This is a genomic window from Pelobacter propionicus DSM 2379 (assembly GCF_000015045.1).
Lineage (GTDB): Bacteria > Desulfobacterota > Desulfuromonadia > Geobacterales > Pseudopelobacteraceae > Pseudopelobacter > Pseudopelobacter propionicus.
Genome location: NC_008609.1, coordinates 1,201,587 through 1,226,636, shown reverse-complemented (window position 1 = coordinate 1,226,636; position 25,050 = coordinate 1,201,587). Strand labels below are relative to the sequence as shown.

Sequence of the window (25,050 nt, the reverse complement as noted above, 5' to 3'; positions counted from 1 at the left end):
CAACAGAACACGCGCTACCCGGAAGGAATCCATGCAGATTTCCAAGAAAAACATACTCGCCTTTCTCAAGCAGCAGGACGGAGCCATCCACTTCGCCGGAATCCTGCGCCAGTTCGGCGGTCGCCACGTAAAGAACGAACTGAAACGCATGCTGGATGACATGGCCCAAGACGGCGAACTGGTCAGATTCAGGGGCAACAGCTATGCCCTGGCAAGCGCGGCAACCAGCATCCGCGGAAAGCTCTCCAGCCACCGGGACGGCTACGGCTTCGTCACCCCCCAGGGGGGGGGCGAGGACATTTTCATCCCCCAGCGCCACATGAGGGGCGCCATGCATGGCGACACCGTGGAGGTGCATGCAGAACGAAGCCGCATGGGGGGGGGCAAGTTCGAAGGGCGCATCACCAGCGTAGTGGAGCGGGGGGTGAGCCGCGTGGTGGGGCGCTACGAGGAGACCAGGCGCGGCGCCATCGTCATCCCCGAAGAGACCCGCCTCAACCTGGTCATCGCCATCCCGCCCAAGGGACGCGGCCTGGCCCAGGACGGCCAGCAGGTGGTGGTGGAGCTCTCCTCCTACCCCGTGGGCGGCCGGCCGGCAGAGGGAAATGTGGTGGAGGTGCTGGGCTGGCCCGACGACCCCGAGGTGGAGGTGCAGTCGGCCATCCGACGCTTCGACCTGCCGCACGTCTTCGCCCCCGACACCCTGGCAGAGGCCGAGGCGATCCCCGAAACCGTGCCGGCACAAGAGCTGGCCGGGCGGGTGGATCTGCGTCCACTGGCCACCGTGACCATCGACGGCGAGACGGCCCGCGATTTCGACGACGCCGTCTCCCTGCGACGTGAGGGGGACAATTTCCGGCTGTGGGTTTCCATCGCCGACGTGTCCCATTACGTCAGGCCGGACAGCCCCCTGGACCGCGACGCCTACCTGCGCGGCACATCGGTCTACTTCCCCGACCGCTGCATCCCCATGCTGCCGGAGCGGCTCTCCAACGGCATCTGTTCCCTCAACCCGGGGGTGGAGCGCCTGACCATGACCGCCGAGATGCTCTTCGACAGGGATGGCAGCATGCTGGAATCGTCCTTCTACCCCGGCATCATCGCAAGCGCGGCCCGGCTGACCTACACCCAGGTGAAGCGGGTCATCGTGGACCAAGACCGGGAGACGGCCGACAGCCTGGGGACGGTGACGCCCATGCTGCTGGAGATGAAGGAGCTGGCACTGATCCTGATGGGGATGCGCCGCAAACGGGGGAGCATCGACTTCGACCTGCCCGAATCGGAGGTCATCATCGGCCTGACCGGCCTGACCGAGGGGATCGTGCGCGCGGAGCGCACCCTGGCCCACCAGCTGATCGAGGAGTTCATGCTGGCGGCCAACGAGGCGGTGGCCCTGTTCATTGCGGAAAAGGGCATCCCCCTGCTCTACCGCATCCACGAGAACCCGGACCCGGCCAAGCTGATCAACTTCCAGGAGTTCGCCTTCGGCTTCGGCTACGAGTTCCCCCTGAAGGAGGAGCGGGTCAATCCGGCCGACCTGCAACGCCTTTTGGAGAGTGCAGCAGGACGTCCCGAGGAGCGGATGATCAACTACGCCCTCTTGCGTTGCATGAAGCAGGCCCGCTATGCGGCCGAGAACCTGCACCACTTCGGACTGGCCTCCCGCTGCTACTGCCACTTCACCTCCCCCATCCGCCGCTACCCCGACCTGGTGGTGCACCGCATCCTTAAAGCGCTCCTGGCCCTGGCCGAAAACAGGGGGAGCAAACAGGCCGAGAAGCGGCTCTCCCTGGCGACCCACAACCTGTCCGAGGTCGGCGAGCACACCAGTAAGCGCGAACGGGTGGCCATGGAGGCGGAACGGGACATCGTGGAACTGAAGAAGGCGCAGTTCATGCAACAGCACCTGGGTGAGGAATTCGACGGATTCATCACCGGCGTGACCGGCTTCGGCTTTTTCGTGGAACTGGAGGAACTGTTCGTGGAGGGGTTGGTGCACGTCTCCACCCTGGACGACGACCTCTACACCTTCGTGGAAAACCGCCATTCCCTGGTCGGCCGCAACCGGGGGCGGGTGCTGCGCATCGGGGACAGGGCGCGGGTGCGGGTGGCATCGGTCTCCCCGGCAACAAGGAGGATCGAGTTCGTGCTCGTGGGGCACGCATCATCCACGCCCCAGATGCCACTCACGACCGCAGGGGACGGGGAATTCCCACGCACCCCCATCAGGGGCAAGCGCCTGCCGGGGCAGGGCCGCGAAAGGAACGCCGAGGGAACGAAACCCTCCCCAGCGGCCGGCAGGCGTGAGGGGCAAAAGCGGACGAAAAAGGGGGCCGTCCGCACGGGGGGCAGGAAACGGCGCTGAGGTCAGCCAGCCGGCACAGGGGGAGCAGCGCCTTCCCGCCCCTGGCCATCCAGCACCTCCCGCAGCTTCCTGGCCAGGGAGCGCGGCGAGAGCGGCTTCTGGACAAAGGCGCACTGCCCCTGGCTCACCCCCTGGCGAATGATGATGTCATCGGTGTAGCCGGACATGAAGACAACCCGCGCCGCGGGATGTTTTTCAAGGAACAGCCCGGCCAGCTTCCTCCCCCCCATTCCCGGCATGACAACGTCCGTCAGCAGCAGATCGATCCGTTTTCCGCTCCGCTCCGCCAGCGCCAGGGCCTCGTCGCCGGAATGGGCCGCCAGAACGGCATAGCCCAGCGGCTCCAGCAGGGAGGCGATCAGGGTCAGGATCGAGGCATCGTCCTCCACGACCAGGATCGTCTCGCTGCCGCCGGCTACGGTTTTCTCCACCTCCGGCCCAACCGCGGCGACGTTCTCCCGGCAAACCGGAAAATACACCTTGAACTCGCTTCCCCTGCCCGGCTCGCTGTAGACGTAGATGTGTCCCGCCATCTGCCTGACAATTCCGTAGACCGTTGACAATCCCAGGCCGGTCCCCTCCCCCACCTCCTTGGTGGTGAAGAAGGGTTCGAAGATCCGCGCCCGCACCTCCGGGCTCATACCCATGCCGGTATCCCTCACCGAGAGCATCACATAGGGACCGGGGACAAGGTCCAGATGGCTGCAGGTGTAGGAGCTGTCCAGTTCCACATCCTCGGCCCGGATGGTCACCGTCCCGCCCTGGGGCATGGCGTCCCGGGCGTTGACCACCAGGTTCATGATGATCTGCTCGACCTGGGCCGGGTCAACGAGTATATTCCCGACCGGCGATTCGGTCTGCAGCCCGAGGATGACGTCCTCTCCGATCACCCGCGCCAGGATCTTGGCCATGTTGTCGATGAGCGACCTGATATCAACCACCTGCGGCTCCAGCGTACTCTTGCGGCTGAAGATCAACAGCTGCCGGACAAGGGATGCCGCCTTCATGCCCGAGTCATGGATAATATCCAGGCACTCAGCAAGCTTCTCGTCATGGGCGGCCCTCAGGCGGGCAATCTCGCTGTAGCCCAGTATGGCGGTCAGTATGTTGTTGAAGTCATGGGCCACGCCACCCGCTAGCCGGCCGACGGACTCCATCTTCTGGGCCTGGAGAAACTGGAACTGGAGCAACTCCTTCTCCTTCTCCATCTTTTTCCTGGCCGTCACATCCCGGATGACATGCACAACCCCACCCCCCCCCCGCGGATGGTCGGAGCGGGCACGCGACCTGATCTCGTAGCAGTTGCCGGAAAGCGGGTCAACGAACTCACGGGTACGGCCCTGATCGCCCATTTCCTCCCCGCAGCCGGACAGGGGAGCACGAGCAAGCTGTTCCAGCAGACGTGCCCCCTGCATGCTCCGGGCGGCCTGGTTCATCCTGATCACCGCCCCCCCGGCATCCTCCAGCAGGATGCCATCGGTAATGGTATTGAAGGAGGCCTCCCAGTCATCCTGGGCTTCGCGCAGTTCGTGTGCGCTCCGTTCCAGCCTGTTCACCTGGGCGCAGACCAGCAGAACCAGCAGCATAAGCGAGGGCAGGATCGGGCTGAACCAGAAATCCAGCCAGGCAAAGAGCGCAAGAGACACGAGCCAGACAGCGGCCAGGCCCAGACCGCAGCAGAACAGCATGCGCCGTGCGCCCAGCCGCAAAAAGAGGAAGAAGCCGGCAAGTGCAACGCCGAGAGACAGCGCCAGCCTGGCCGGTTCCGCTGTTGCCACCATAGCGTTGTCGTTGAGGAGATTGTGCAGGATGGTGGCGTGGGCCTCCACGCCGCTCATGGCGGTGCGCAACTGGGTGAAAGGGGTCAGCACGCCCCCCTCCAGTCCGGCGGCGGTGACCCCCACCAGGACGATCCGGTTGGTGAAGTAGGCAGGCGGGTAGCGGCCGTCCAGTATGTCGATCATGGAGAGCCGGGGGAAGGTGCCCGGAGGGCCGCAGTAGTTGATCCGCCGGCTGTCCTGCTGGAGCAGGTCTGGCCTGCGCCAACGCTCCGCTGCGGCAACCGGTGGATCCTGGCGTCTGAGCCTGTCACCGCCCAACAGGTCATGGATGGCCGAGGCAAAGGAGGGCATCGCCCGGCCACCACTGTGGAGCGTATGGAAGACACTCCTGACGACCCAATCCTCATCCTGCTCCAGATAGACATGCCCAACCCGGTCAGAGTCCAGCCCCCCCGAAGGGAGAATCGTCTGAAGGGGGTGCTCCACCGAGACCGGGAGTACGACGCGGCCATGGCGGGCGATGGATTCGGGAAGCTGCGGGTCATCGTCGGTCGGCTCGGCCATCAGGATATCCAGTCCCACCACGGCCGACGGGCCAACGGCATCCAGGAGCCTGGCATAGTGGCCACGCCGCAGCGGCCACCTGCCAAGCCGGTTCAAGGTCTTCTCGTCGATGGCGACGACCAGGATGCGCCGGTCAGGCTCCACGGTACCCCGCAGACGGAAGAACAGGTCATAGCAGTAGTGGTTCATCCCTTCAGTGAACCCCAGCTGGTCCGCCGCCAGAACCAGGAAAAAGCCGACCGCAAGTGTCAGGAGGTATCTATGGTTGGAGGACTTGAGAAAGCGCACGTCACTCCTCTCGTGTGGGATCACTGGAAGGGGGAAGGCGCTAGAGAACCAGCAGCAGGATCAGTCCCGCCGCGCCCAGCGCCCCTCCTGCCGCGAACGGCCACCAGCGCCTGACTTCGAAACTCTGGGGCGGAGAGAACGGCCCCTCGTTCCCCTGGGGATCGATGCTGCTGGTGCGCACATAGTAGACGCCCCCCCGTTGGGGAGCGTCCAGGCTCAGCTCCGGCTCAGCCAGGCGCTGGTCCACAAGAGGAGAGTCGAAGCGTTCGTTGTCGGCAAGCTGCACGTGGTAGCTGACCCCCTCCCCCTGGCTTGGCCAGCGCAGGTGGAGTTTATTTCCCTGTTGGTCCGGTTTTTCCAGGGGGGGAGCGGGGGGCGGGGGGAGCAGGGTAAAGGAAAGCGGATCAGACCAGTTTCCGGCAAAGCCATCAACGGCCATGGAACGGATACGGAAACATTGTTTGCCCAGGTCGCTGAATTCGCGTTGGACGGAGGTATCGGCCACATCCACCAGGCTGACCGACGAGGGGGCAAATGAGCAGTCCGGCGAAATCTGCAGCTGGTAGGAAGCAGCATCGCCAACCTTGAGCCAGCGAAAGGAGACCCTTCCCCCCGTGAAGGTCGATCCGTCATGCGGTTCCTGGATAAAGGGGGAAAGTGGATTGGCGCGCAGGGTAACCGCCACCGGAGCGGAAAAGGCGCCCTCCAGGCCGTAGGCATCGATACTCAGCGCCTGGCAGTAATAGACTCCATCCTCAAGCCCGGAGAGTTCCGGGCTTTCCCCCGCCCTGAACAGCAGTTCGCGGACCAGGTCCCGCCCCTCCCGGTCGCGCGAGAGCAGCAGACGGTGGGAAACAGCGCCGTCAACCGGCTGGAATGAAAGCCTGAACGGCGTGCCGCGGTAGAGGTGCGGCGCTTCGGTCAGACGGGGTGGGGGCAGCAGTTTGCGCGGCTGGAGGGGGGGCTCCCCCTTCCTGACCAGGGTTCCCTCCCCTTCCCTGACCATGACCGTGCGGCACAGGGCATCGACCTGCACGACCCCCTGCAGGACTTCCGCGGTGGTTGCCTTCCGGGCATCGGCGGCAACGCGAAAATCCGTACCCCGAGCCACGGCCATGGCCGAAGGGGTCCTGATCTCCATACGCGAGTCCCGCCCCGTGGCATTGCGCACCTTGACCAGGATCCTTCCCGCGGAGATAAACAGCCTGCGGAAGAGGTGATTGCCGGCTTTCAGCTGGGACGCGCTCAGATCCAGGGTGCTGTCAGGGTGTTGGTACAGGGAACTGCCATCGTCGAAGACGATCTCCACTGCCCCCTCGCCGCCGGTTCTGATCAGGCTCCCCTGCCGGACAGGATCGCCGCTTCTGAGAGCTCTCCACTCTTTCCGGCGCGCCTCCCTGATCATGACCTCCGACCTGACGAACGCCACCCACCCGTCAAGGGGTACCCCCTTAAGCAGTTCCACGGGTATGATCAGCCGCTGTCCCGGCCTGATCAGATCGTTGTTCCCGAGCCGGTTGAGTCGGCCGATTTCAGGCCATCGCGCCGGCTGCCGCAGGTATGTTCGGCAGATGGAAATCAGGGTGTCGCGCTTCACCACGGTCAGCTCGACCGTGGCAGAGCTGTCCCGTGCCAGGGCTGTCACGGGGAGCAGACAGGCCAGCAGCGCAATAACGGTCATGATACGGAACATGGCTGACTTCACGCTTCTCCCGGCCTCTGTGTATGAATCTACATATTGCACGCCACACATAATACATTTTTAAAACAACTTTACAACAGCTAACAGCGGCGACGGGACCACGCAGATTCCAGTTGACAGGCGCGCAAAAAAAAACTAAAAAAGATCCAAACAGTCTTTTAGGGGTTGCATTGCCATGATGGAACTAACCCGCAAGGGAGAATACGCAATACGGGGTATCGTTTACCTGGCTTCACGCCCCGGCGACCAGGTTTGCCTGCTGAGCGAGATCGCGGCAGCGGTTGACGTACCCCAGACATTTTTGGCCAAGATATTCCAGCAGTTCAGCAAAATCGGCCTGGTACGGTCCTATCGCGGAACCGGTGGTGGTTTCATGCTCGGCCGCGCCCCGGAAAAGATCACCCTGCTGGAGGTGGTGGAGGCCGTGGAGGGACCCGTCGTTCCCAACCGCTGCGTCATCGGCGCCGGCGAATGCGACCGCTCCGTAGCCTGCCGCGTTCACCCGGTCTGGATCGAAGTACAGCATGAGGTGCGCGCCATCCTGGCCAGGGTAACCCTCAAGGAACTGGCCGGCATGTAGAAACGCCGGCGGCCGCAGAAAAAATTTTTCAGCGCTTCAAGATAATTAAGGTCTTTTTTAACCAGCTAGCAACAAAAAACGGGCAATCCGGTACCAGACTGCTACAATCAATCCCAGCATAGGTTGTTGTGTCATTTATTATCGCAGAGGAGGAAGCATGGACACATTACTGCTCAGTCGACTACAATTCGCCGTAACCTGCATGTTCCATTTCATTTTCGTACCGCTGACCCTGGGACTCTCCATCATGGTGGCCTGGATGGAGACCCGCTACTGCATGACCGGTGACGAAACCTGGCTGCGCATGACCAGGTTCTGGGGCAAGCTGTTTCTGATCAACTTCGCCCTGGGAGTGGTAACCGGCATAACCATGGAGTTCCAGTTCGGCATGAACTGGGCCGAGTACTCCCGCTACGTGGGCGACATCTTCGGCGCCCCCCTGGCCATCGAGGCCACCGTGGCCTTCTTCCTGGAGTCGGTCTTCATCGGCCTCTGGATCTTCGGCTGGGACAAGGTTTCCCAAAAGGTGCACCTGCTCTCCATCTGGCTGGTGGCAATCGCAACCAACCTCTCCGGCCTGGTGATCCTGCTGGCCAATGCCTGGATGCAGAACCCGGTGGGCTACGTGCTGCGCAACAACCGGGCGGAAATGACCGACTTCATCGCCGTGCTCACCAACCCCTATGGCCTGATCAAATTCGGGCACCAGATTACCGCCGCCTACACCCTGGCGGCCTTCTTCGTCATGGGCATTTCGGCCTGGCACCTGCTGCGCAACAACGAACTGGACTTTTTCAAGCGCTCTTTCCGTCAGGCTGCGCTGTTCGGCCTGGCGGGATGCCTGCTGGCCGCCATGGTGGGCGACCTCTCTTCGGTGGAGGTGGCCAAGGTCCAGCCGGCCAAGTTCGCCGCCATGGAGTCGGTCTGGGAGACGAAAAAAGGGGCTGACCTGAACCTGCTGCAGGTTCCGGACGAAAAGAACGAGCGCAACTCACTGGAGGCGTTTTCCATCCCCAACATGATCAGCCTGCTGGCATTCCGCGACGCCAACGCCGAAGTCACCGGCCTGAAGAGCTTCCCGCGCGAACTGCGGCCGCCGGTGCTGCCGGTGTTCCTCAGTTTCCGCGTCATGGTCGGCCTGGGGGTCTACTTCATCCTGGCCAGCCTGATCGCGGTGATCATCTCCTTCAAGGGGCATCCCGAACGTCACCGTCTGTTCCTGACCCTGCTGGTGTTCTCGCTGCCGCTCCCCTATATCGCCAACCAGCTGGGCTGGCTGGTTGCTGAAATGGGGCGTCAGCCCTGGATCGTCTACGGTGTCCTGAAAACCGCCGACGCCGTATCCACGAGTGTCTCCGCCACCCAGGTGGCCATTTCCCTGGCGGGCTTCACCCTCCTCTACGGTGGATTGGGGGTTATCGACATCTATCTGCTGGCAAAATACGCCCGCAAGGGTCCCGACAGCGACGGTTCCGGCATCATCAATCTGGCAGGGAGGGCATAGACCATGGAAGCACATGCATTTCAGATCATCTGGTTTGTTCTCTGGGGCGTGCTCTGGAGCTTCTACTTCATGACCGACGGATTTGTCCTGGGAACCGGGTTCATGTCCGGCTTCCTGGCAAAGAGCGATACGGAACGGAGAGTGCTGATCAATACGGTTGGCCCGATATGGGACGGTAACGAGGTCTGGCTGGTCACCGCCGGCGGCGCGACCTTCGCCGCCTTTCCCACCACCTATGCCCTGATGTTCAGCAATCTCTACACGGCGCTGCTGCTGTTGCTCTTCGCCCTGATCGTGCGGGGGGTTGCCTTCGAATTCCGCGGCAAGATCGACAGTCCCTCCTGGAAGAAGGGCTGGGACAGAGCAATCACCATCGCCAGTTTCCTGCCCAGCCTGCTCTTCGGCGTAGCCTTCGGCAACATCTTCAAGGGCATCCCCATGCGCAACGACTTCAGCGCCAGCATTTTTGCCTACGACGGCTCCCTGCTGACCCTGCTCAACCCCTACGGCCTGCTGACCGGCATCCTGTTCGTCATGCTCTTCGCGGTCCACGGTTCCCTGTACGCAGCCATCAAGACCACCGGAGATCTTTCCCAACGGGCGGCCGCCATGGCCAACCGGCTCTGGTTTCCGCTGCTGGCAGTGGCGGTGCTCTTCCTGGGCGCAACCTATCCGGCCACACGGCTGTACGACAACTACCTGAAGAGCCCGCTGCTGCTGATCATCCCGCTCATCGCCGTCTCATCCCTGCTTCTGGTCAAACTCTACGCCTCCCGTGACAGGCTGCACATGGCCTTTCTCTTCTCCTGCCTGACCATCGTCTTCGTCTGCTACACCGGAGTTGCCGGACTTTTCCCCAACCTGATCCCCTCCAGTATCGACCCGGCCTCCAACCTGACCATCTACAACTCCTCCTCCAGCCTGCTGACCCTGAAGATCATGACCGGCGTTGCGCTGATCTTCGTCCCGATCGTGATCGCCTACAAGGCCTGGGTCTACCGCATATTCCGGGCACGGGTCACCAGCGAGGATGTCCTGGAGAGTTCCGAGGCCTATTGAGCCCCATCCGGCCCAAGCGAAACGGGCGGTTTTACAGCCGAAAAACCGCCCCGATTTGACATCCATTCCCGGATGCTGTATAAGGCTACAACTCAAACCCCAACTCAAAGTCTCGGTCCACCGGGACTTTGGCGTTTTGCGGGCATCAATCACGAAAGGAGTATCCAGCCGGGAGTCTTCTCCTGCTTACCAGGCGCTCGCGCCCTTCCGGCAAAGCTGACACAACCACCCTTATCCAATTATGAGAAAATTTATCATCCATGCGCTCTGCCTGCTGTCTCTGGCAGGCTGCGAAAATGCGACCATCAGGAAAGCCGAGCATCCTCCCGCGGCCACCGTTTCCACCGAATCCCCGCTGGACCGCGAGATCAAGAGACTCCTGGAGAAGGGCGTCTCCATGAGCGAACGAAAACGACAACTCTCGGCCATCGAAACAACTTTCCAACGCCACACCACCCCCGAACGGGCCCGCCGACTGGCGGCGCTCTGCTTCACCAAGACTCTGGGCACACCCTTTCTCCCCTTCGATCTCGCTGAAATTGCGGTTGCCGAAACCGGCGGCCACCAACTCTCGTCGTCCGCGGTATCATCCCGGGGCGCCCTGGGAGTCTGGCAGCTCATGCCCCAGCGTGCCAGGAGCCACGGCTATGTCCCCGCGGACATGGGGAACGACGAAAAATGCGCCGAGGCGGCAGTGCGGGAACTGAGCAGCAAACTGCGCATGGCCCAGGGCAACCTGGAGCGGGCCAAGCGGCTCTACTGCGGACAGGGCCCCCAGGCTGACTACTACCTGCGCAAGGTCAAGAAGATCCGCCGGGAGATGGTGGCGGTGCTGGAACAGCAGACCGAGCGCCTGGCCATGGGCGAACCGGGGACACGGACGCAATGACCGCACGCCTGCTCCGTTTCCTGCTGTTCCCCCTGCTCCTGCTGTGCGGCTGTTCGCTCTTGCTGAAGGAGCCTGATGTTTCCCTGACCCGCACCAGCATTATTGGCATGGATACGGCTGGAGCCGACATCGAGTGCGCTCTGGCCATATCCAACCCCAATTCCTACGACCTGACCCTGCAGGGATACAGCTACGACCTGCGGGTCATGTCCCTGCCGCTGGCTGCCGGCCGGCTCCATCAGCCGCTCACCCTGCCGGCAGGGGCAAAGACCGACATGCGCCTGCCGATTCGCGTCAAGTACGCGGACCTGTTTGAAATCATCAAACGGCGCCCCGATTTGGACCGCATACCCTACCGGATCCAGGCCAGCCTGCTGGTAACCACCCCCTTGGGAAAGATGGACATCCCGGTGGACATGAGCAAAACCTTCAGCGTTCCGGAAAAGTACCGACCAAACCATTACTTGAATCAGCTGATGGGCATCGTCTCCCTTCCCCGCTAGACGGGGCTTTTTGCTTGATAACGGAGCGCCCGCTCTGTAAGATACACTCCCTGCTTCAGGATGTGCCAATCCCTCATTCCACAAAGGAATCTCGCCCGGTGAAGTGGATCTCGTCTTCTGACAGCGTACGCGCATACTCCCTGCGAACAGAGATGGCTCTGCTCTTCCTGACGGCAGCAACTGCCATCCTGATCCTGGCCGCCATCTGTCTGATGTCGCTCCCCCAGGGGGATGGTGCGGTTCTGTCCTCCCTGGTCGCCGCGGGGATCAGGGAGGGGGAATCATCCAGCCTGCTGGTGATCCTGACTGTAGCGATTGGCACCGGCCTGGTGGCCTGGCTGTCGTTCGGCATAACCCGCTCCCATACCCGCTCGCTGGCTTCCTGTACCCGCCTGGCGCGGGCATTGTGCGACGGCAGGTTCGATGAGCCTCCGGCGACAGCCGCCAACACGGAAACGGCCTTTCTCGCCGCTTCCCTGAACACCATGGCCGCGCGCCTCCAGCACCAACGGTCCGCAATCGATGCCATCTGCGGGGCGTTGACCTCCCTTGACGATGTACTGAAGACTGACAGCGCCCGCATGGAGCACTCCTTTCGACGTCAGGAATCGGACATGCGCCACCTGGCTCCCGAAATAGCGCGCATGGAGCAGAGCCTGAAGGACATTTCCCGCGGCACGGAGAGCCTGCTGCCGACAGCATCGTCAAGCAGCAACAGCACCCGCGCCATGGTTAGCGCCAGCGAACGGATTTCCGCCATCAACGACAACCTGGGGGCCTCCCTGGACGAGATCGGGGCTGCCACGGACAGAATGGATGCTGCCGCCAGAACCTCCGCACTCGCCATCTCGGATATGCTGGCCCTTTACGGAACAGGCGCCTCGTCCTGCAACCGCATGGAGGCCGCCATCAGGCAGGCCGAGAAGGACGGCCAGGAGACCCGGGCCATAGCGGAGGGGATTACCCGTGACGCTGATGCCGGCAGACGCGTGGCCCAGGAAGCCATCAACGCCATGCGAGCCATCAGGGGTGCCTCGGCAACCACGACGGAGGCGGTAACGAGCCTGTCCCGACGGGCAGAGGACACGGACGCCATCCTCTCGGTAATCGAGGAACTGGCCGAACAGACCGACCTTCTGGCACTGAACGCCACCATCATCGCCGCCCAGGCCGGCGACATGGGGAGAGATTTCAGCGTCGTTGCCGACGAGATCAGGGACCTGTCGGAACGGACCGGCAGTTCAACCCGCGAAATAGCCGCCATCATCCACGGCATACGGGACGAAGGGCGTCGCGCGGTGGACGCCATCAGCCAGGTGGAAGAGCTCATCGCAACGGGCGAGCAGCTCGCCAGACACACCAGCATGGCGCTGGAAATGATCGTCAACGGCGTGCAGCAGGCAGTCCTGCAGATGGGCGGCATCACCCGCAACGACAGGGAGCAGGCCCGAACCAGCCAGGACATCATGGATGCCCTGCGGCGCACCGGCGAACTGGCGCAACGAATTGCCCGTACCTCCAGCGACCAGCGCCAACTAACGGAACTATCCATAGCCACGCTGGAGCGCATGGGAGGACTGACCAGCCAGATACACTCCCTGGCCCGCGAGCAGCGCCACGGCGGCGCCCTGGCGCTCCAGGCTGCGGGCAGCCTGACCAACGGCATACGGCAACTGCGCGATACCGCTGCAGCCGCCCCCTTGGGCAGCGCACCGCCCACCGCCACCCTGGCAGGGCTCCAGACGGCAGCCAGCGCGTCGGGCGACGACATCAGGGCACTGGATGGCTCCCTGACCGCCCTGGGGGAACAGATCAGGCTGCTGAGAAGCGAACTGTCGGACTTCAGTGCATAACCCCACTCCACACGCAACGGACACCACAATGAACAGACTCACCCACTGCTTCAACGAACTCAAGCAGCGCAACACAAAGGCGCTGGTCACCTTCATCACCGCCGGCGACCCTGATCTGGCCACTACGCAAGCCATGATCCCGCTCCTGCAGCAGGCCGGGGCGGACATCATCGAACTGGGCATGCCCTTTTCCGATCCCATGGCCGACGGCCCCACCATCCAGCTCTCATCGGAACGCGCCCTGGCGGCCAGCACGACTCTGGAAAGAATTCTGGCCATGGTCCGCGCGGTGCGCCGCAGCTGCCAGGTACCCATCGTGCTGATGGGCTACCTGAATCCGATCCACGCCTACGGCTACGAGCGCTTTGCCAACGATGCCGCCGAGGCCGGCGTTGACGGCGTCCTGGTGGTGGACATGCCCCCCGAGGAGGCGGAGTCGTTCCTGAACCATGCCAATGCCCGCGACCTGCAGGTGGCCTTCCTGCTGACACCCACGTCCACCGACAGCCGAATCGCCACCGTGGGCCGACTGGGGCGCGGCTTCGTCTACTACGTGACGGTCACCGGTGTCACCGGAGCACGCCAGCAGGTATCCACCACCCTGGGCGGCGAGCTTGCCAAGGTGCGCGCCAAAATCAGCGTCCCCATTGTGGCCGGCTTCGGCATTTCCACCCCCCAGCAGGCGGCAGACGTTGCCGCCATGGCCGACGGGGTCGTGGTGGGAAGCGCCCTGGTCAAACTCTTCCAACTCCACAGCGGAGAAGAGCTCCGCCAGGAAGTCACGCGCTTTGTCGCCTCGCTCAGACAGGCCATCCCTGGCGGGGCCGCCTGATCCCGCCTCCCCCCGGGAAGCGTTGCAATAGGGTTGACGCAGACGTTTACGGCGGTACGCCGGGGAGCCGGTGGCACAGGCAACGAGAGAAAAGACTCTAATGGGAACGGATATGAGGTTTCTTGACAGACAGAGGCTTATCTGTTACCACGTCCTTTTATTTTGAACTTTTTTCGCAGACCACTACGAGAATCGAGGATTTGACCATGAGCTGGTTCCACAGGGAAAGAGCAGGCATCAACAGGACACAGATCAAAAAAAGCAGGGTACCCCAGGGGATGTGGGTCAAATGCCCCGGTTGTTCCGCCACCCTGCTCGCCAAAGATCTGGATGCCAATCTGAATGTCTGTCCCACGTGCGGACACCACCACCGCATCGGCGCACGTCGCCGCCTGGAGTCCCTGCTGGACGCAGCGACCTGGCAGGAGCTGGACAGCGGTATGACATCGGTGGACTTCCTCCAGTTCAAGGACTCTAAGAGTTACCAGGAGCGCATCGACAGCGCCCTCTCCAAGGGGGGCTCTCGGGATGCCGTGGTCTGCGTGGAGGGAAGCATCGAGGGGACCGCCGTACAGGTTGCCGTGTTCGACTTCTCATTCATGGGGGGCAGCATGGGGAGCGTGGTGGGTGAAAAGATCACCCGCGCCATCGAACGAGGCGTGCAGAAGCGCCAGCCGGTGATCATCGTCTCCGCCTCGGGCGGCGCCCGCATGCAGGAGAGCATCCTCTCCCTGATGCAGATGGCCAAGACCTCGGCGGCACTGGCAAAACTGAAGGATGCCGGCCTCCCGTTCATCTCCATCCTGACCGATCCCACCACCGGCGGCGTCACCGCCAGTTTCGCCATGCTGGGGGACATCAACATCGCTGAACCGAAGGCGTTGATCGGCTTCGCCGGGCCGCGGGTCATCGAGCAGACCCTGCGCCAGAAGCTGCCCGACGGCTTCCAGCGCGCCGAATACCTGCTGGAGCACGGCATGCTGGACGTGATCGTCCCCCGCACGGAGATGCGCGCCAAACTGGCCTCGATCCTCGGCATACTGTACCGCCCCGCTGCCTGAGATGCCCCTGGCCGAAACCCTGGAGAGGCTCTACGCCCGCCGCAGGTTCGGCATCCGGCCCGGCATCCAGAGGGTCCGCACCCTGCTGGACCGGCTGGGCAACCCCGAGCAGGCTTTTCGCAGCATCCACGTCGTCGGCACCAACGGCAAGGGCTCCACAGCCGCCTTTCTCTCGTCCATACTGACAGCGGCCGGCCACCGCAGCGCCCTTTTCACCTCACCCCACCTGATCCACTTCAGGGAGCGCTTCCGCGTCAATGGCCGGGAACCGGGGGATGAACTGCTGGCCGCGCATCTGGAGCGGGTGCTCTCCCGGGCGCCCGACGACGCCACCTTTTTCGAGATCGTCACCGCCCTGGCGGCCCTGCTGTTCGCCGAAGAGCGGATCGAGCTGGCCGTAATGGAGGCAGGCATGGGAGGTGGCTCCGATGCCACGGCAGCCCTGGCCGGCATGATGACGCTCATGACCCCCATCTCCCTGGACCACTGCGACTACCTGGGTGGCAGCCTGGAGAGGATCGCCGCCGAGAAGAGCGCCATCATCGAACCGGGCACGCCGGTGCTCGTCTCCCGCCAGACAACAACGGTGGGCGACACTATCCGCTCCTTCTGCCGCTGCGGCCAATCCCCCCTCTTCCAGTGGGGAACGGACTTCAGCGCCAGCTGGAGCGGGGCCGGACGCCTGGACTACCGCGGCATGGGCGGCGTTCAGCAGGGGCTTGCCCCCGGCATCCCGGGACGCTACCAGGCGGAGAACGCTTCACTGGCCCTGGCCGCCGCCGAGACGTTGGACGGGATGGGCATAACGGTACCGGCCAGTGCCATGGCCTCCGGCCTGGCGCAGGCAAGTTGGCCGGGACGCATGGAGCTGATCCCCGGCCCTCCCCGGCTGCTGCTGGACGGGGCCCACAACCAGGCCGGCGCCCAGGCCCTGGCGGAGGCACTGGGAGACTATTGCTACGACCGGCTGCTGCTGGTGGCGGGGGTCATGGCCGACAAGGACGTGCATGCCATCATGGCCCCCCTGGCGCCGCTGGTGACCAGAGGCTACTGCGTCACCCCGTCCATGGAGCGCGCCCTGGACGATACGGAACTGGCACGGCTCCTGGCGGGACTGGGCGTGGAGGCACTTGCCTCCGGCGGCGTGGCCGACGGAATCGCGGCGGCACGGAACGAGGCCCACAGCCAAGACCTGATCCTGATATGCGGTTCCCTGTTCACCGTGGGTGAAGCTATGGCCGCATTGACGGGACACAGATTTGAAGGAATCCGGGGATAGGATCGTCCAACTCATGAAAATCAAACGTTTACTGATACTACTCGCCTGCCTGCTGCTTCACGCGGGAACCTGCCACGCCGAAGATGACATAACCATCAGGGCCGACGCCATGACCCACAACCAGGCCGATGACAGCGTCTCGGCCGACGGCAACGTCAGGATGGAGTGGGGCGGCATGACCATGACCGCCCGCCGCGCCACCTACAACCGCGAGACCAGGATACTCACCGCCTACGAGGATGTGGTCATCACCAAGGGCGAGGACACCCTGCGGGGCGACAAGGCGACCTGGGACATGGCCAGCGGACGGGGCGAACTGAACCACGCTGTCGCCGGCGTGGCCGACTCCAACATGACGCTCACTGGCGACAGAATCGTCCGCAACGACGACGGCACCCTCACCCTCAGTAACACCGAGATGACCACCTGCGAACTCCCCGACCCCAGCTGGAAGTTTTCCGCCGAACATTTGGAGGTGAATCCGAAGGGGTATGCCATCGGCAGGAACCTGGTCTTCTACATCAGGGACACCCCGGTCATGTACGTCCCCTGGATGGCTTTTCCCGCCTCGGGGGAGAAGAAGTCCGGCCTGCTCTTCCCCCGCGTCGGTTATTCCACGAAGCGCGGGGCGCAACTGGACATCCCCCTCTACTGGGTCATCTCCCCCAGCCAGGACGCCACCTTCGACCTGGACATGATGAGCAAACGGGGAGTCGGCCTGGGAGTGGATTACCGCTACCTGCGCAAGCGCGGCAGCGAAGGCACCATGTACGGCTACCTGATCTACGACACCAAGGATAGTCGCTGGCGCGGCCAAATAGCCCAGACGCACCGCGAGATCTTCTCGCCGGACATGAACCTGCGCACCTCCATCAACCTGACCACCGACCGCGATTTCCTGGATGATTTCGGCGTCAAGAGCGGCGACTACAACCGCCAGTACAACGCCACCATCGTCAATGCCCTCAAGACCTGGCAGCATTACGCCCTGAACGCCACTCTGCGCTACAGCGAGGACATGTACGCGGAGAACAACCGCGACACCCTGCAGACCCTCCCCTCCATCGGCCTGTCTGCGGTGCGCCAGCAGATCTTCAATACCCCGCTCTACTTCGACCTGGACGCGACAGCAACGAACTTCTACCGCGACAACGGCGTCAGCGGTGAGCGTCTGCACGCTTTTCCCCGCCTGAGCATGGTTACCGGACTGCCCGGCTACCTGAACGCCACCGTCTACGCCGGCCTGCACCTGCGCGGATACAACGGCACGGACATCCCCAGTAACAGCGACGTCAAGGACACCACCGGCAACCTGATGCCCGAGGTCGGAGCAACCATCTCCAGTTCCTTCAGCAGGGTCTACGAACTGGACGGCGAGAGCCTGAAGAAGCTGCGCCACGAACTGACCCCGGAAGTGTCCTACCGCTACGCGCCCCAGCGGGACCAGTCGCGACTCCCCTTCTACGACTACGAGGATCGGCTCCTGCACCAGAACGTGATCTACTACGGGGTGACCAGCTACCTGACCGGGAAGTTCCAGAACGGGGAGAGCAGCGAGTATCGCGATATTTCCCGCATCAAACTGATGCAGGGGTACAGCTTCGACGGCAGCCGCAGGGACGAACTGTCCATGGTGGATAACAGCCACGACGCATCAGACCTGATCCTGGAGAGCGAAACCTGGCTGCATCCACAGGCCAAACTAACCTTCGACGCACGGTACGACCTCCATCACAACTACCTCTCCAGCGCCCAACCCGGCCTGGAATACGACAGCAAGCGGGGCAGCAGCGCCGCCATCAGCTACCGCATGACCCGCAACAGCGAAAACAGCGCCAACCAGGTTGAATACCTGGAGGCCAGGCTGGCCACAAAACGCTTCAAACCGTGGAACTTCGGCTACACCACCCGCTACTCCTTCGACAAATCCGGGTTCCTGGAATCGGTTTACAGCGTGGAGTACCAGCACCAGTGCTGGAGCGTGGAACTGGCCGTTCACCACCGTTCCGGCAATCCGTCCTTCACCATCGGCTTCAATCTGGCCGGCCTGGCGGACTACGCCTCGCGCCGCTAGACTCCCCCCTCCAGCACAATATCCCCCACAGGTTGTCCACTCCCGCGCCTCCCCGCTCCGACGGGCAGGCGCGGACAAGTTTTAACTATACACAACGCCATGATTGGCGTATAAAAACAGAGCCCGCTGCCAGGGAAGCCGGAAGAGCGACCTGGTACAAGGCCAACAAAATCGAAGTATTAACAGTCGTTCCTCGTTAGAATGAGGCGTTTGCACAAACACAGGCTGCTACCCAGAAACGTCGAAAGACGCCAATGCGGTCAACAGGTTCTGCCGGATTAAGGCTTAACCTAATGCAGCTGGCCCCAGGCCTACGTTGTGCTCTGCCAAAATCCAACCAGAGGGGAATTGGCGCCGGCGCGTATTCCACAGGCCCATTCCTTTCGAATGGGCCTTTTTTTCATCCGAGAGTGGCGCGCATGGTTACCGAATACAACGAAATATACTTAAGCTCGGTCATTGGCCGTTCGGTGATCAACAACAAGGGGGATCAGATCGGCACCCTGCGCGACCTGGTCATGGTTCCCGGCGAGGTATTCCCCGAGGTCTCCCACATCCTGATCAAAACGCGCAAGGGGCTGATGAGCGTCTGCTGGGACGAGGTGGCGCTGTTCAACCATGTGGTTGTCTCCGTCAGCAGCGCCGCCCCCCCCAGCCTGTGCAGCTACAAGCCCTGGGAAGGGGAGATCCTGGTCAAGCGCGACCTCTTGGACAAACAGATCGTGGATGTGGACGGCGCCAAGGTGGTGCGGGTCAACGACATCAAACTGGGTGACCTGAACCAGAAGCTGTGCATCTTCTCGGTGGATATCGGTTTCCGCGGCCTGCTGCGCCGCCTGGGATACGAGCGTTTCGGCGAGCGTTTCGCCCACGCCATCAGGAGGGACATCCCCCACAGCGAGATCAGCTGGGAGTACGTCCAGCCGCTGGAGCCCAACTCATCCAGGCTTGCGCTGAACATTGCCCGCGACCAGATGAACGAAATGCACCCGGCCGACCTGGCCGACATCATCGAAACCATCCCCATCAGGAACATCCGCACCGTCCTGGACTCCATCGATGCCGAGACCACCGGCGACACCATCTACGAACTTGAACCGGAGATGCGCAACCTGGTCATCAGCCAGTTGAACGACGAGCAGGTCACCGACATCCTGGAGGAGATGGAGCATGACGAGGCCGCCGACGTGCTCAGTGACCTGCCGGAGGAGAAGGCTCAGGAGCTCTTGGAGATGATGGACCAGGAGGATGCCGAGGACATCCAGGAACTGCTGGAGCATGAAGAGGACTCGGCCGGCGGGCTCATGACCCCGGACTACTTCCGGCTCTCCCCGCGCCTGACCACCGGGGAGGCGCTGGAGCTGGTCCGCCAGTGCGCCCATGACGTGGAGACCATCTACTACGGCTACATCGTGGATGACGGTGACAACCTGGAGGGGGTCATCTCCCTGAAGACCCTGCTGATGAGTCAACCCGAGACCCCCCTGGTGGAGATCATGGAGGATAACGTCAAGGCCGTGCGGGTGGACGCCGAGCCGGAAGAGATGCTGGAGATGCTGACCAAGTACAACCTGATCGCCATCCCGGTACTGGACGATGACGAGCGCATGGAGGGGATCGTCACGGTGGATGACGTCCTGGCCCATTACCTGCCGCAGATCGTCAGGATCAAGCGCCGCTAGAACGGATAGAGACGAGTCCATGTTCACCAGAATTGCACAATTTCGGTTCCTGAAGCCGCTGAAAAGTTTCAGCCCGCGCAACATCCTGATCTTCCTGGCCATACTGGGGCCGGGGATCATCACGGCCAATGTGGACAACGATGCCGGCGGCATCACCACCTACTCGCTGGCTGCCGCCAACTACGGCTACAAAGTCCTTTGGATGATGATCCCCACCACCATAGCCCTGGTGGTCGTCCAGGAGATGTGCGCCCGCATGGGCGCCGTGACCGGCAAAGGGCTCTCGGACCTGATCCGCGAATCCTTCGGGGTCAAGGTCACCTTCTACGTCATGATCGCCCTGTTCCTGACCAACATGGGCAACTCCATCTCCGAATTCGCCGGCATCGCCGCCAGCCTGGAGATCTTCGGCATCAGCAAGTACCTCTCCGTGCCGGTGAGCGCCGTACTGGTCTGGCTCCTGATCGTCAAGGGTTCCTACAAAACGGTGGAGAAGGTCTTCCTGGTGGCCTGCCTGGTGTACATCTCCTACCCGGTGGCCACGTTCATGGCCGGACCTCGCTGGGACCTGGTTCTCAAGGCCAGCGTAACCCCCCAGATCAATTCCGACAGCGCCTACCTGATGACCCTGATCGGCATCGTCGGCACTACCATCGCCCCCTGGATGCAGTTCTACCAGCAGTCGGCCGTGGTGGAAAAGGGGATCACCGCCGACCAGTACGGTTTCTGCCGGCTGGACGTGATCATCGGCTGCATCCTGGCCATCGTGGTGGCCTTCTTCATCATGGTGGCCTGTGCCTCCACCATCCACGTGCAGGGGCTCAAGATCGAGACCGCCGCCGACGCCGCCCTGGCGCTGGAGCCGCTGGTGGGGAGGCATGCCTCGTCCCTGTTCGCCTTCGGCCTGTTCAACGCCTCCCTGTTCGGCGCCTGCATCCTGCCGCTCTCCACCGCCTTCTACATCTGCGAGGGGATGGGATGGGAATCGGGGGTGGACAAGGACTTCCAGCAGGCGCCCCAGTTCTTCTGGCTCTTCACCGTCATCATCGTCATCAGCGCCGGTCTGATTCTGGTTCCCGACGCGCCGCTGATGATGATCATGTTTATCTCCCAGGTGGTCAACGGGGCGGTGCTCCCCTTCGTGCTGCTGTTCATGATCATGCTGATCAACGATCGCAACCTGATGGGAGACCACGTTAATGGCCCGATCTTCAATGCCATCGCCTGGCTGACCGTGGGGATCATGGTAATCCTCACCCTGGTGATGACCGTTGACATGGCGTTGCCCGGCCTGATCAGAAACCTGATCAGATTCTGAACCAATCCCTGTCGACACCTCCACAACGCACAGCGGCCCGCCGGAATATTCGGCGGGCCGCTCTGCGTTAACAAGCCACTCCTTGCTTACTTCTTCATCTCCACGGTCAGGCCGGCCTTGCGGGCCGAATCGAGAAACTGGCTATACTCTTCGTACTTTTGGGTGTAGGTCGCGCGGGTCTCATCGTACTCCTTGACCAGTTCGTCAAGGCGTGTGCGGGTCATGCCGCGGGGCGTGGCTGCCTGCTTGTTCAACAGATCCAGCACCCCTTCCAACCGGCTGAGTTCGGCTTCCCGCTGTCCCTTTTCCCTGCGCCAGACCTCCTCGCTCCTGCCGCCGAACAGCGGGACCGCGGCGCCTCCTGCTGCGGCCTGTTCGCCGCCGCTGTTCGCCGTACCCGGAGCATGTTTCCCCGCGGCTTCGGTCGCTGCTGAAGGAGCAGCCAGTTCGGACGGCTGATCGCCAAGCCTGTTGACCTTCTTGCGGTACTTTTTGGGTACCCGCGAATACTCCTCGGTAAAGTTGTAGGTTCCCGTGTCATCCACCCAGGAATAGGTCTCCGCGCCAATGGGCGCCGCCAACGCCAGAACCATCGCCATTCCAAGCACAGCTCTCATGTCGCTCTCCGATCCTAGCCCGGCGGCCATGCAAAGGCGCGCCCGGCCAGCAGGTGAAAATGGATATGAAACACCGACTGCCCCGCACCGGCTCCGTTGTTCTGCACTACCCTGAAACCGGATGCGTCGTACCCCTTCTGGCGGGCGATCTCCCCGGCCTTTCTGAAGATGGCGCCCACCAGCTCTTCGTCCTTCCCGGCCATGTCCAGACAGTTAACGAAATGACGCTTGGGCATCAGCAGCAGGTGCAGCGGAGCCTGGGGCGCCACGTCCTCAACCACCAGCATCCGTTCATCCTCATACACCTTTTTCGAGGGGATCTCCCCCCGGATTATCTTGCAGAAAATGCAGTTCTCCACGCACACCTCCTCTGGGACAGCTGCCCCCAGCTCAAGCAGGATCAGGAATTCCCGGTTCCCGTCGGCACCGGTGATGGGTGAGTCGCACAGGCCGGCAACGGTCAGTCCCAGCTCCAAGGCAACCTGGCGTACCCCTTCGACGGCTCTCCCGTGGGCAGCCGGGTCGCGCACGATGCCCCCCTTGCCCACCTGCCCCCTGCCCACCTCGAACTGCGGCTTGATCAGGGCGATGATGCGGCCACCCGGCCTGATCAGGCCGACCGTGGCGGGCAGCACCTTGGCAAGCGAGATGAAAGAGGCGTCGATTACCGCCAGGTCGGGCACGCCGTCCAGCTGCTCCGGCATCAGGTGGCGGATGTTGGTCCGCTCCATGCTGACCACCCGCGGGTCTTTTTGCAGCTTCCAGGCCAACTGTCCGTAGCCCACATCCACCGCAAAAACCCTGGCGGCCCCGGCCTGTAGCAGGCAGTCGGTGAAGCCGCCGGTGGAGGCGCCCACGTCCAGCGCCACCAGGCCGCTCACGTCCACAGCAAATTCGTCCAGCGCGCGCCTCAGCTTGAGACCGCCGCGGCTGACAAAGGGGAGCGTCTCACCCCTGACCCGGATCTCGGCGTCTACAGCCACCTGCTGCCCGGCCTTGTCGGCCACATGGTCATCCACGATCACCTGGCCGGCCATGATCAGGGCCTGGGCTTTCTCCCGCGAGGGGGCCAGTCCCCGCTCCAGCACCAGTTTGTCGAGGCGCTGCCTGGCGGCCATCAGCCCACGATCTGGGATCTGGTGAAGATCGTCCGCAGCTGGTACCCCTCGGCCTCGATATTTTCCCGGCCTCCCTCTTCACGGTCCACTAGGGTGACGATGCCCAGCACCTTGAGTCCCTCCTCCTCGGCGCGGCGCACCGCCTTCATGGATGAACCGCCGGTGGTGACCACGTCCTCCACGATCACGACCCCCGTGCCGGGGGGGAGGTTCTTGCGCCCCTCCAGCCACTGGCCGGTTCCATGCCCCTTAGGCTCCTTGCGGATGATGAAGGCGTGCATGCTCCTACCGTCCAGGTGGGCGGCGATGGAGGTTGCCGTGGCGATGGGGTCGGCCCCCAGGGTGATGCCGCCCACAGCCTGTACGCCCTCCATGTCCTTGATGGCCTCGTAGAACAGCTTGCCCACCAGATAGCCCCCCTCGGCGTGCAGGGTGGTCTGTTTGCCGTCGAAGTAGAAATCGCTCTCCCGCCCCGAGGCCAGGGTCACCTTCCGGTTTTCATAGGAAAGCTCCTGGATAATCTGTTTCAGTCGTTCACGGTCATTCATTATGGGCGTCTCCCTCTTCGAACAGCTCTCTCTGGTTATTGTCCATCGGTTTCGGAAAGGCGATCGGGTACGCCCCGGAGAAACAGGCCTTGCAGACCTCGTTGCTCAGCCCCACCGCCTCCACCAGCCCCTCCGACGACAGGTAGCCCAGGGAATCGGCGGTGATGTAACGGCAGACCTCCTCCACGGTATGGGAGGAAGAGATCAGCTCCTTGCGGTTGGGGGTATCGATGCCGTAGTAGCAAGGATAGCTGGTGGGGGGCGAAGAGATGCGCATGTGCACCTCCGTGGCCCCGGCCTGGCGCACCATCTTGACGATCTTGCGCGAGGTGGTTCCCCGCACGATGGAGTCGTCGATCACCACCACCCGCTTCCCCTTGAGCAGTTCCTTGACCGGGTTGAGCTTGATCTTGACCCCGAAGTGGCGGATTGACTGGGCCGGCTCGATAAAGGTCCTGCCCACGTAGTGATTGCGGATCAACCCCAGTTCGAACGGTATGCCCGCCTCCTCGGCATAGCCCATGGCGGCCGGCATGCCCGAGTCGGGCACGGAGATGACCACATCCGCCTCCACCGGGTACTCCCGGGCCAGCTGGCGGCCCAGTTCCTTGCGGATCAGGTAGACGTTCTTGCCGAAGATCTGGGAATCGGGACGGGCGAAGTAGACGAACTCGAAAATGCAGGGGGTCGGCGCCACCTTCTTGAAGGGGAACAGCGATTTAATCCCGCCATCCCTAGTGCAGATGACCATCTCGCCCGGTTCGATCTCGCGCACGAAGGTTGCCTCGATCAGGTCCAGGGCGCAGCTTTCCGAAGCAACCACCCAGGCGTTACCAAGCTTGCCCAGGCAGAGCGGACGGAACCCATTGGGGTCGCGCACCGCGATCATGCGGCTCTTGGTCAGAAACAGCAGGCAGTAGGCGCCCTTGATACGGTTGAGCGCCTCCACGATGCGATCCACCAGGGAGTTGGTGCGGGCCACGGCCAAGAGGTGGATGATGATCTCCGTATCCATGGTGGTCTGGAAAATGGAGCCGTAGGCCTCCAACTCGGCCTTGAGAATCTGGGCATTGACCAGGTTGCCGTTGTGGGCCACGGCGATGGAGCCGCGGGAGTAGTCCACCATGATCGGCTGGACGTTCTTCTCCACCGATGCCCCGGCGGTGGAATAGCGCACATGGCCGATGGCCGCGCTGCCGGGCAGCTTCTTGAACACCGCCGGGTTGCCGAACACGTCGGCAACCAGCCCCATGCGCTTGTGGGCGTGCAGGTGCAGGCCGTCGGAGGAGACGATGCCGCAGCTCTCCTGTCCGCGGTGCTGCAGGGCATACAGCCCCAGATAGGTCAGGTTGGCCGCTTCCTTGTGGTTATAGATGCCGAAAACGCCGCATTCTTCGTGTGGCCGGGTAAAATTCATGGGAGATGCTCCTTAG

Annotated in this window: 18 protein-coding genes, 2 pseudogenes and 1 riboswitch; of the genes and pseudogenes, 13 read left to right on the top strand and 7 right to left on the bottom strand. The window is 62.7% G+C overall.

Going from position 1 to position 25,050, the window contains the following annotated elements; all coding sequences use genetic code 11:
* The first annotated feature begins 31 nt into the window (after positions 1-31).
* Positions 32-2,365 (top strand): ribonuclease R, encoded by a 2,334-nt coding sequence (gene rnr, locus PPRO_RS05745; RefSeq protein ID WP_011735096.1) that lies wholly within the window; start codon positions 32-34, stop codon positions 2,363-2,365.
* Between the two features lie 2 nt (positions 2,366-2,367).
* Here the strand turns inward: rnr and PPRO_RS19380 are convergent, their stop codons facing one another.
* Entirely contained in the window at positions 2,368-4,998 is a 2,631-nt protein-coding gene (locus PPRO_RS19380) for a CHASE2 domain-containing protein (protein WP_049759652.1), read from the bottom strand.
* 40 nt (positions 4,999-5,038) lie between these two features.
* Positions 5,039-6,703 carry a FecR domain-containing protein gene (locus PPRO_RS05735; protein ID WP_011735094.1) on the bottom strand — a complete coding sequence of 555 codons (1,665 nt, stop codon included), beginning with the start codon at positions 6,701-6,703 and terminating at the stop codon, positions 5,039-5,041.
* 172 nt (positions 6,704-6,875) lie between these two features.
* Here PPRO_RS05735 and PPRO_RS05730 point away from each other — a divergent pair, with 172 nt between their 5' ends.
* From PPRO_RS05730 to PPRO_RS05675, 12 genes are all read left to right on the top strand, one after another.
* Complete coding sequence (locus PPRO_RS05730) at positions 6,876-7,280, top strand: RrF2 family transcriptional regulator (protein WP_011735093.1); 405 nt, start codon at positions 6,876-6,878, stop codon at positions 7,278-7,280.
* A gap of 157 nt (positions 7,281-7,437) precedes the next feature.
* Entirely contained in the window at positions 7,438-8,784 is a 1,347-nt protein-coding gene (locus PPRO_RS05725) for a cytochrome ubiquinol oxidase subunit I (RefSeq protein WP_011735092.1), read from the top strand.
* A gap of 3 nt (positions 8,785-8,787) precedes the next feature.
* Positions 8,788-9,843: a cytochrome d ubiquinol oxidase subunit II gene (gene cydB / locus PPRO_RS05720; protein ID WP_011735091.1), complete on the top strand. Its 1,056-nt coding sequence runs from the start codon at positions 8,788-8,790 to the stop codon at positions 9,841-9,843.
* 241 nt (positions 9,844-10,084) lie between these two features.
* Positions 10,085-10,732, top strand: coding sequence for a transglycosylase SLT domain-containing protein (locus tag PPRO_RS05715; protein ID WP_011735090.1), 648 nt, complete (start codon positions 10,085-10,087; stop codon positions 10,730-10,732).
* Positions 10,729-11,235, top strand: a complete 507-nt coding sequence (locus tag PPRO_RS05710; protein ID WP_011735089.1) for an LEA type 2 family protein — start codon at positions 10,729-10,731, stop codon at positions 11,233-11,235. Before PPRO_RS05715 ends, PPRO_RS05710 begins: the two co-directional genes overlap by 4 nt.
* Before the next feature lie 98 nt (positions 11,236-11,333).
* Positions 11,334-13,088, top strand: a complete 1,755-nt coding sequence (locus PPRO_RS19375; RefSeq protein WP_011735088.1) for a methyl-accepting chemotaxis protein — start codon at positions 11,334-11,336, stop codon at positions 13,086-13,088.
* A 28-nt stretch (positions 13,089-13,116) separates the two neighbouring features.
* Complete coding sequence (gene trpA, locus PPRO_RS05700; RefSeq protein WP_011735087.1) at positions 13,117-13,920, top strand: tryptophan synthase subunit alpha; 804 nt, start codon at positions 13,117-13,119, stop codon at positions 13,918-13,920.
* Between the two features lie 206 nt (positions 13,921-14,126).
* Complete coding sequence (gene accD, locus PPRO_RS05695) at positions 14,127-14,981, top strand: acetyl-CoA carboxylase, carboxyltransferase subunit beta (RefSeq protein ID WP_011735086.1); 855 nt, start codon at positions 14,127-14,129, stop codon at positions 14,979-14,981.
* A 1-nt stretch (position 14,982) separates the two neighbouring features.
* On the top strand, positions 14,983-16,260 hold the full coding sequence (locus tag PPRO_RS05690) for a bifunctional folylpolyglutamate synthase/dihydrofolate synthase (RefSeq protein WP_011735085.1): 1,278 nt from the start codon (positions 14,983-14,985) through the stop codon (positions 16,258-16,260).
* A gap of 13 nt (positions 16,261-16,273) precedes the next feature.
* A complete protein-coding gene (locus PPRO_RS05685; protein WP_011735084.1) occupies positions 16,274-18,334 on the top strand; it encodes an LPS-assembly protein LptD in 2,061 nt (686 codons plus the stop codon).
* A 185-nt stretch (positions 18,335-18,519) separates the two neighbouring features.
* Positions 18,520-18,686, top strand: a riboswitch (M-box (ykoK) riboswitch).
* A gap of 67 nt (positions 18,687-18,753) precedes the next feature.
* Positions 18,754-20,016, top strand: coding sequence for a magnesium transporter (locus PPRO_RS05680; RefSeq protein WP_011735083.1), 1,263 nt, complete (start codon positions 18,754-18,756; stop codon positions 20,014-20,016).
* A gap of 19 nt (positions 20,017-20,035) precedes the next feature.
* Complete coding sequence (locus PPRO_RS05675) at positions 20,036-21,334, top strand: Nramp family divalent metal transporter (protein ID WP_011735082.1); 1,299 nt, start codon at positions 20,036-20,038, stop codon at positions 21,332-21,334.
* An 86-nt stretch (positions 21,335-21,420) separates the two neighbouring features.
* Here the strand turns inward: PPRO_RS05675 and PPRO_RS05670 are convergent, their stop codons facing one another.
* From PPRO_RS05670 to purF, 5 genes and pseudogenes are all read right to left on the bottom strand, one after another.
* Positions 21,421-21,951, bottom strand: coding sequence for a DUF4124 domain-containing protein (locus PPRO_RS05670; RefSeq protein WP_011735081.1), 531 nt, complete (start codon positions 21,949-21,951; stop codon positions 21,421-21,423).
* A gap of 14 nt (positions 21,952-21,965) precedes the next feature.
* A pseudogene (locus PPRO_RS21820) lies at positions 21,966-22,292 on the bottom strand (histidine triad nucleotide-binding protein); the annotation flags it as partial.
* Between the two features lie 48 nt (positions 22,293-22,340).
* A pseudogene (locus PPRO_RS05665) lies at positions 22,341-23,069 on the bottom strand (TlyA family RNA methyltransferase); the annotation flags it as partial.
* Positions 23,069-23,617, bottom strand: a complete 549-nt coding sequence (gene pyrE / locus PPRO_RS05660) for an orotate phosphoribosyltransferase (RefSeq protein WP_011735079.1) — start codon at positions 23,615-23,617, stop codon at positions 23,069-23,071. The pseudogene PPRO_RS05665 and the gene pyrE, both read right to left, overlap by 1 nt.
* Positions 23,610-25,034: an amidophosphoribosyltransferase gene (purF, locus tag PPRO_RS05655; protein ID WP_011735078.1), complete on the bottom strand. Its 1,425-nt coding sequence runs from the start codon at positions 25,032-25,034 to the stop codon at positions 23,610-23,612. Before purF ends, pyrE begins: the two co-directional genes overlap by 8 nt.
* Positions 25,035-25,050: the final 16 nt, after the last annotated feature.

Bases quoted from the DNA above. Each gene is read 5' to 3' on its own strand.
- rnr (WP_011735096.1), top strand. From the start codon at position 32: ATGCAGATTTCCAAGAAAAACATACTCGCCTTTCTCAAGCAGCAGGAC.
- PPRO_RS05730 (WP_011735093.1), top strand. From the start codon at position 6,876: ATGATGGAACTAACCCGCAAGGGAGAATACGCAATACGGGGTATCGTT.
- PPRO_RS05725 (WP_011735092.1), top strand. From the start codon at position 7,438: ATGGACACATTACTGCTCAGTCGACTACAATTCGCCGTAACCTGCATG.
- cydB (WP_011735091.1), top strand. From the start codon at position 8,788: ATGGAAGCACATGCATTTCAGATCATCTGGTTTGTTCTCTGGGGCGTG.
- PPRO_RS05715 (WP_011735090.1), top strand. From the start codon at position 10,085: ATGAGAAAATTTATCATCCATGCGCTCTGCCTGCTGTCTCTGGCAGGC.
- PPRO_RS05710 (WP_011735089.1), top strand. From the start codon at position 10,729: ATGACCGCACGCCTGCTCCGTTTCCTGCTGTTCCCCCTGCTCCTGCTG.
- trpA (WP_011735087.1), top strand. From the start codon at position 13,117: ATGAACAGACTCACCCACTGCTTCAACGAACTCAAGCAGCGCAACACA.
- accD (WP_011735086.1), top strand. From the start codon at position 14,127: ATGAGCTGGTTCCACAGGGAAAGAGCAGGCATCAACAGGACACAGATC.
- PPRO_RS05690 (WP_011735085.1), top strand. From the start codon at position 14,983: ATGCCCCTGGCCGAAACCCTGGAGAGGCTCTACGCCCGCCGCAGGTTC.
- PPRO_RS05685 (WP_011735084.1), top strand. From the start codon at position 16,274: ATGAAAATCAAACGTTTACTGATACTACTCGCCTGCCTGCTGCTTCAC.
- PPRO_RS05680 (WP_011735083.1), top strand. From the start codon at position 18,754: ATGGTTACCGAATACAACGAAATATACTTAAGCTCGGTCATTGGCCGT.
- PPRO_RS05675 (WP_011735082.1), top strand. From the start codon at position 20,036: ATGTTCACCAGAATTGCACAATTTCGGTTCCTGAAGCCGCTGAAAAGT.
- PPRO_RS05670 (WP_011735081.1), bottom strand. From the start codon at position 21,951: ATGAGAGCTGTGCTTGGAATGGCGATGGTTCTGGCGTTGGCGGCGCCC.
- pyrE (WP_011735079.1), bottom strand. From the start codon at position 23,617: ATGAATGACCGTGAACGACTGAAACAGATTATCCAGGAGCTTTCCTAT.
- purF (WP_011735078.1), bottom strand. From the start codon at position 25,034: ATGAATTTTACCCGGCCACACGAAGAATGCGGCGTTTTCGGCATCTAT.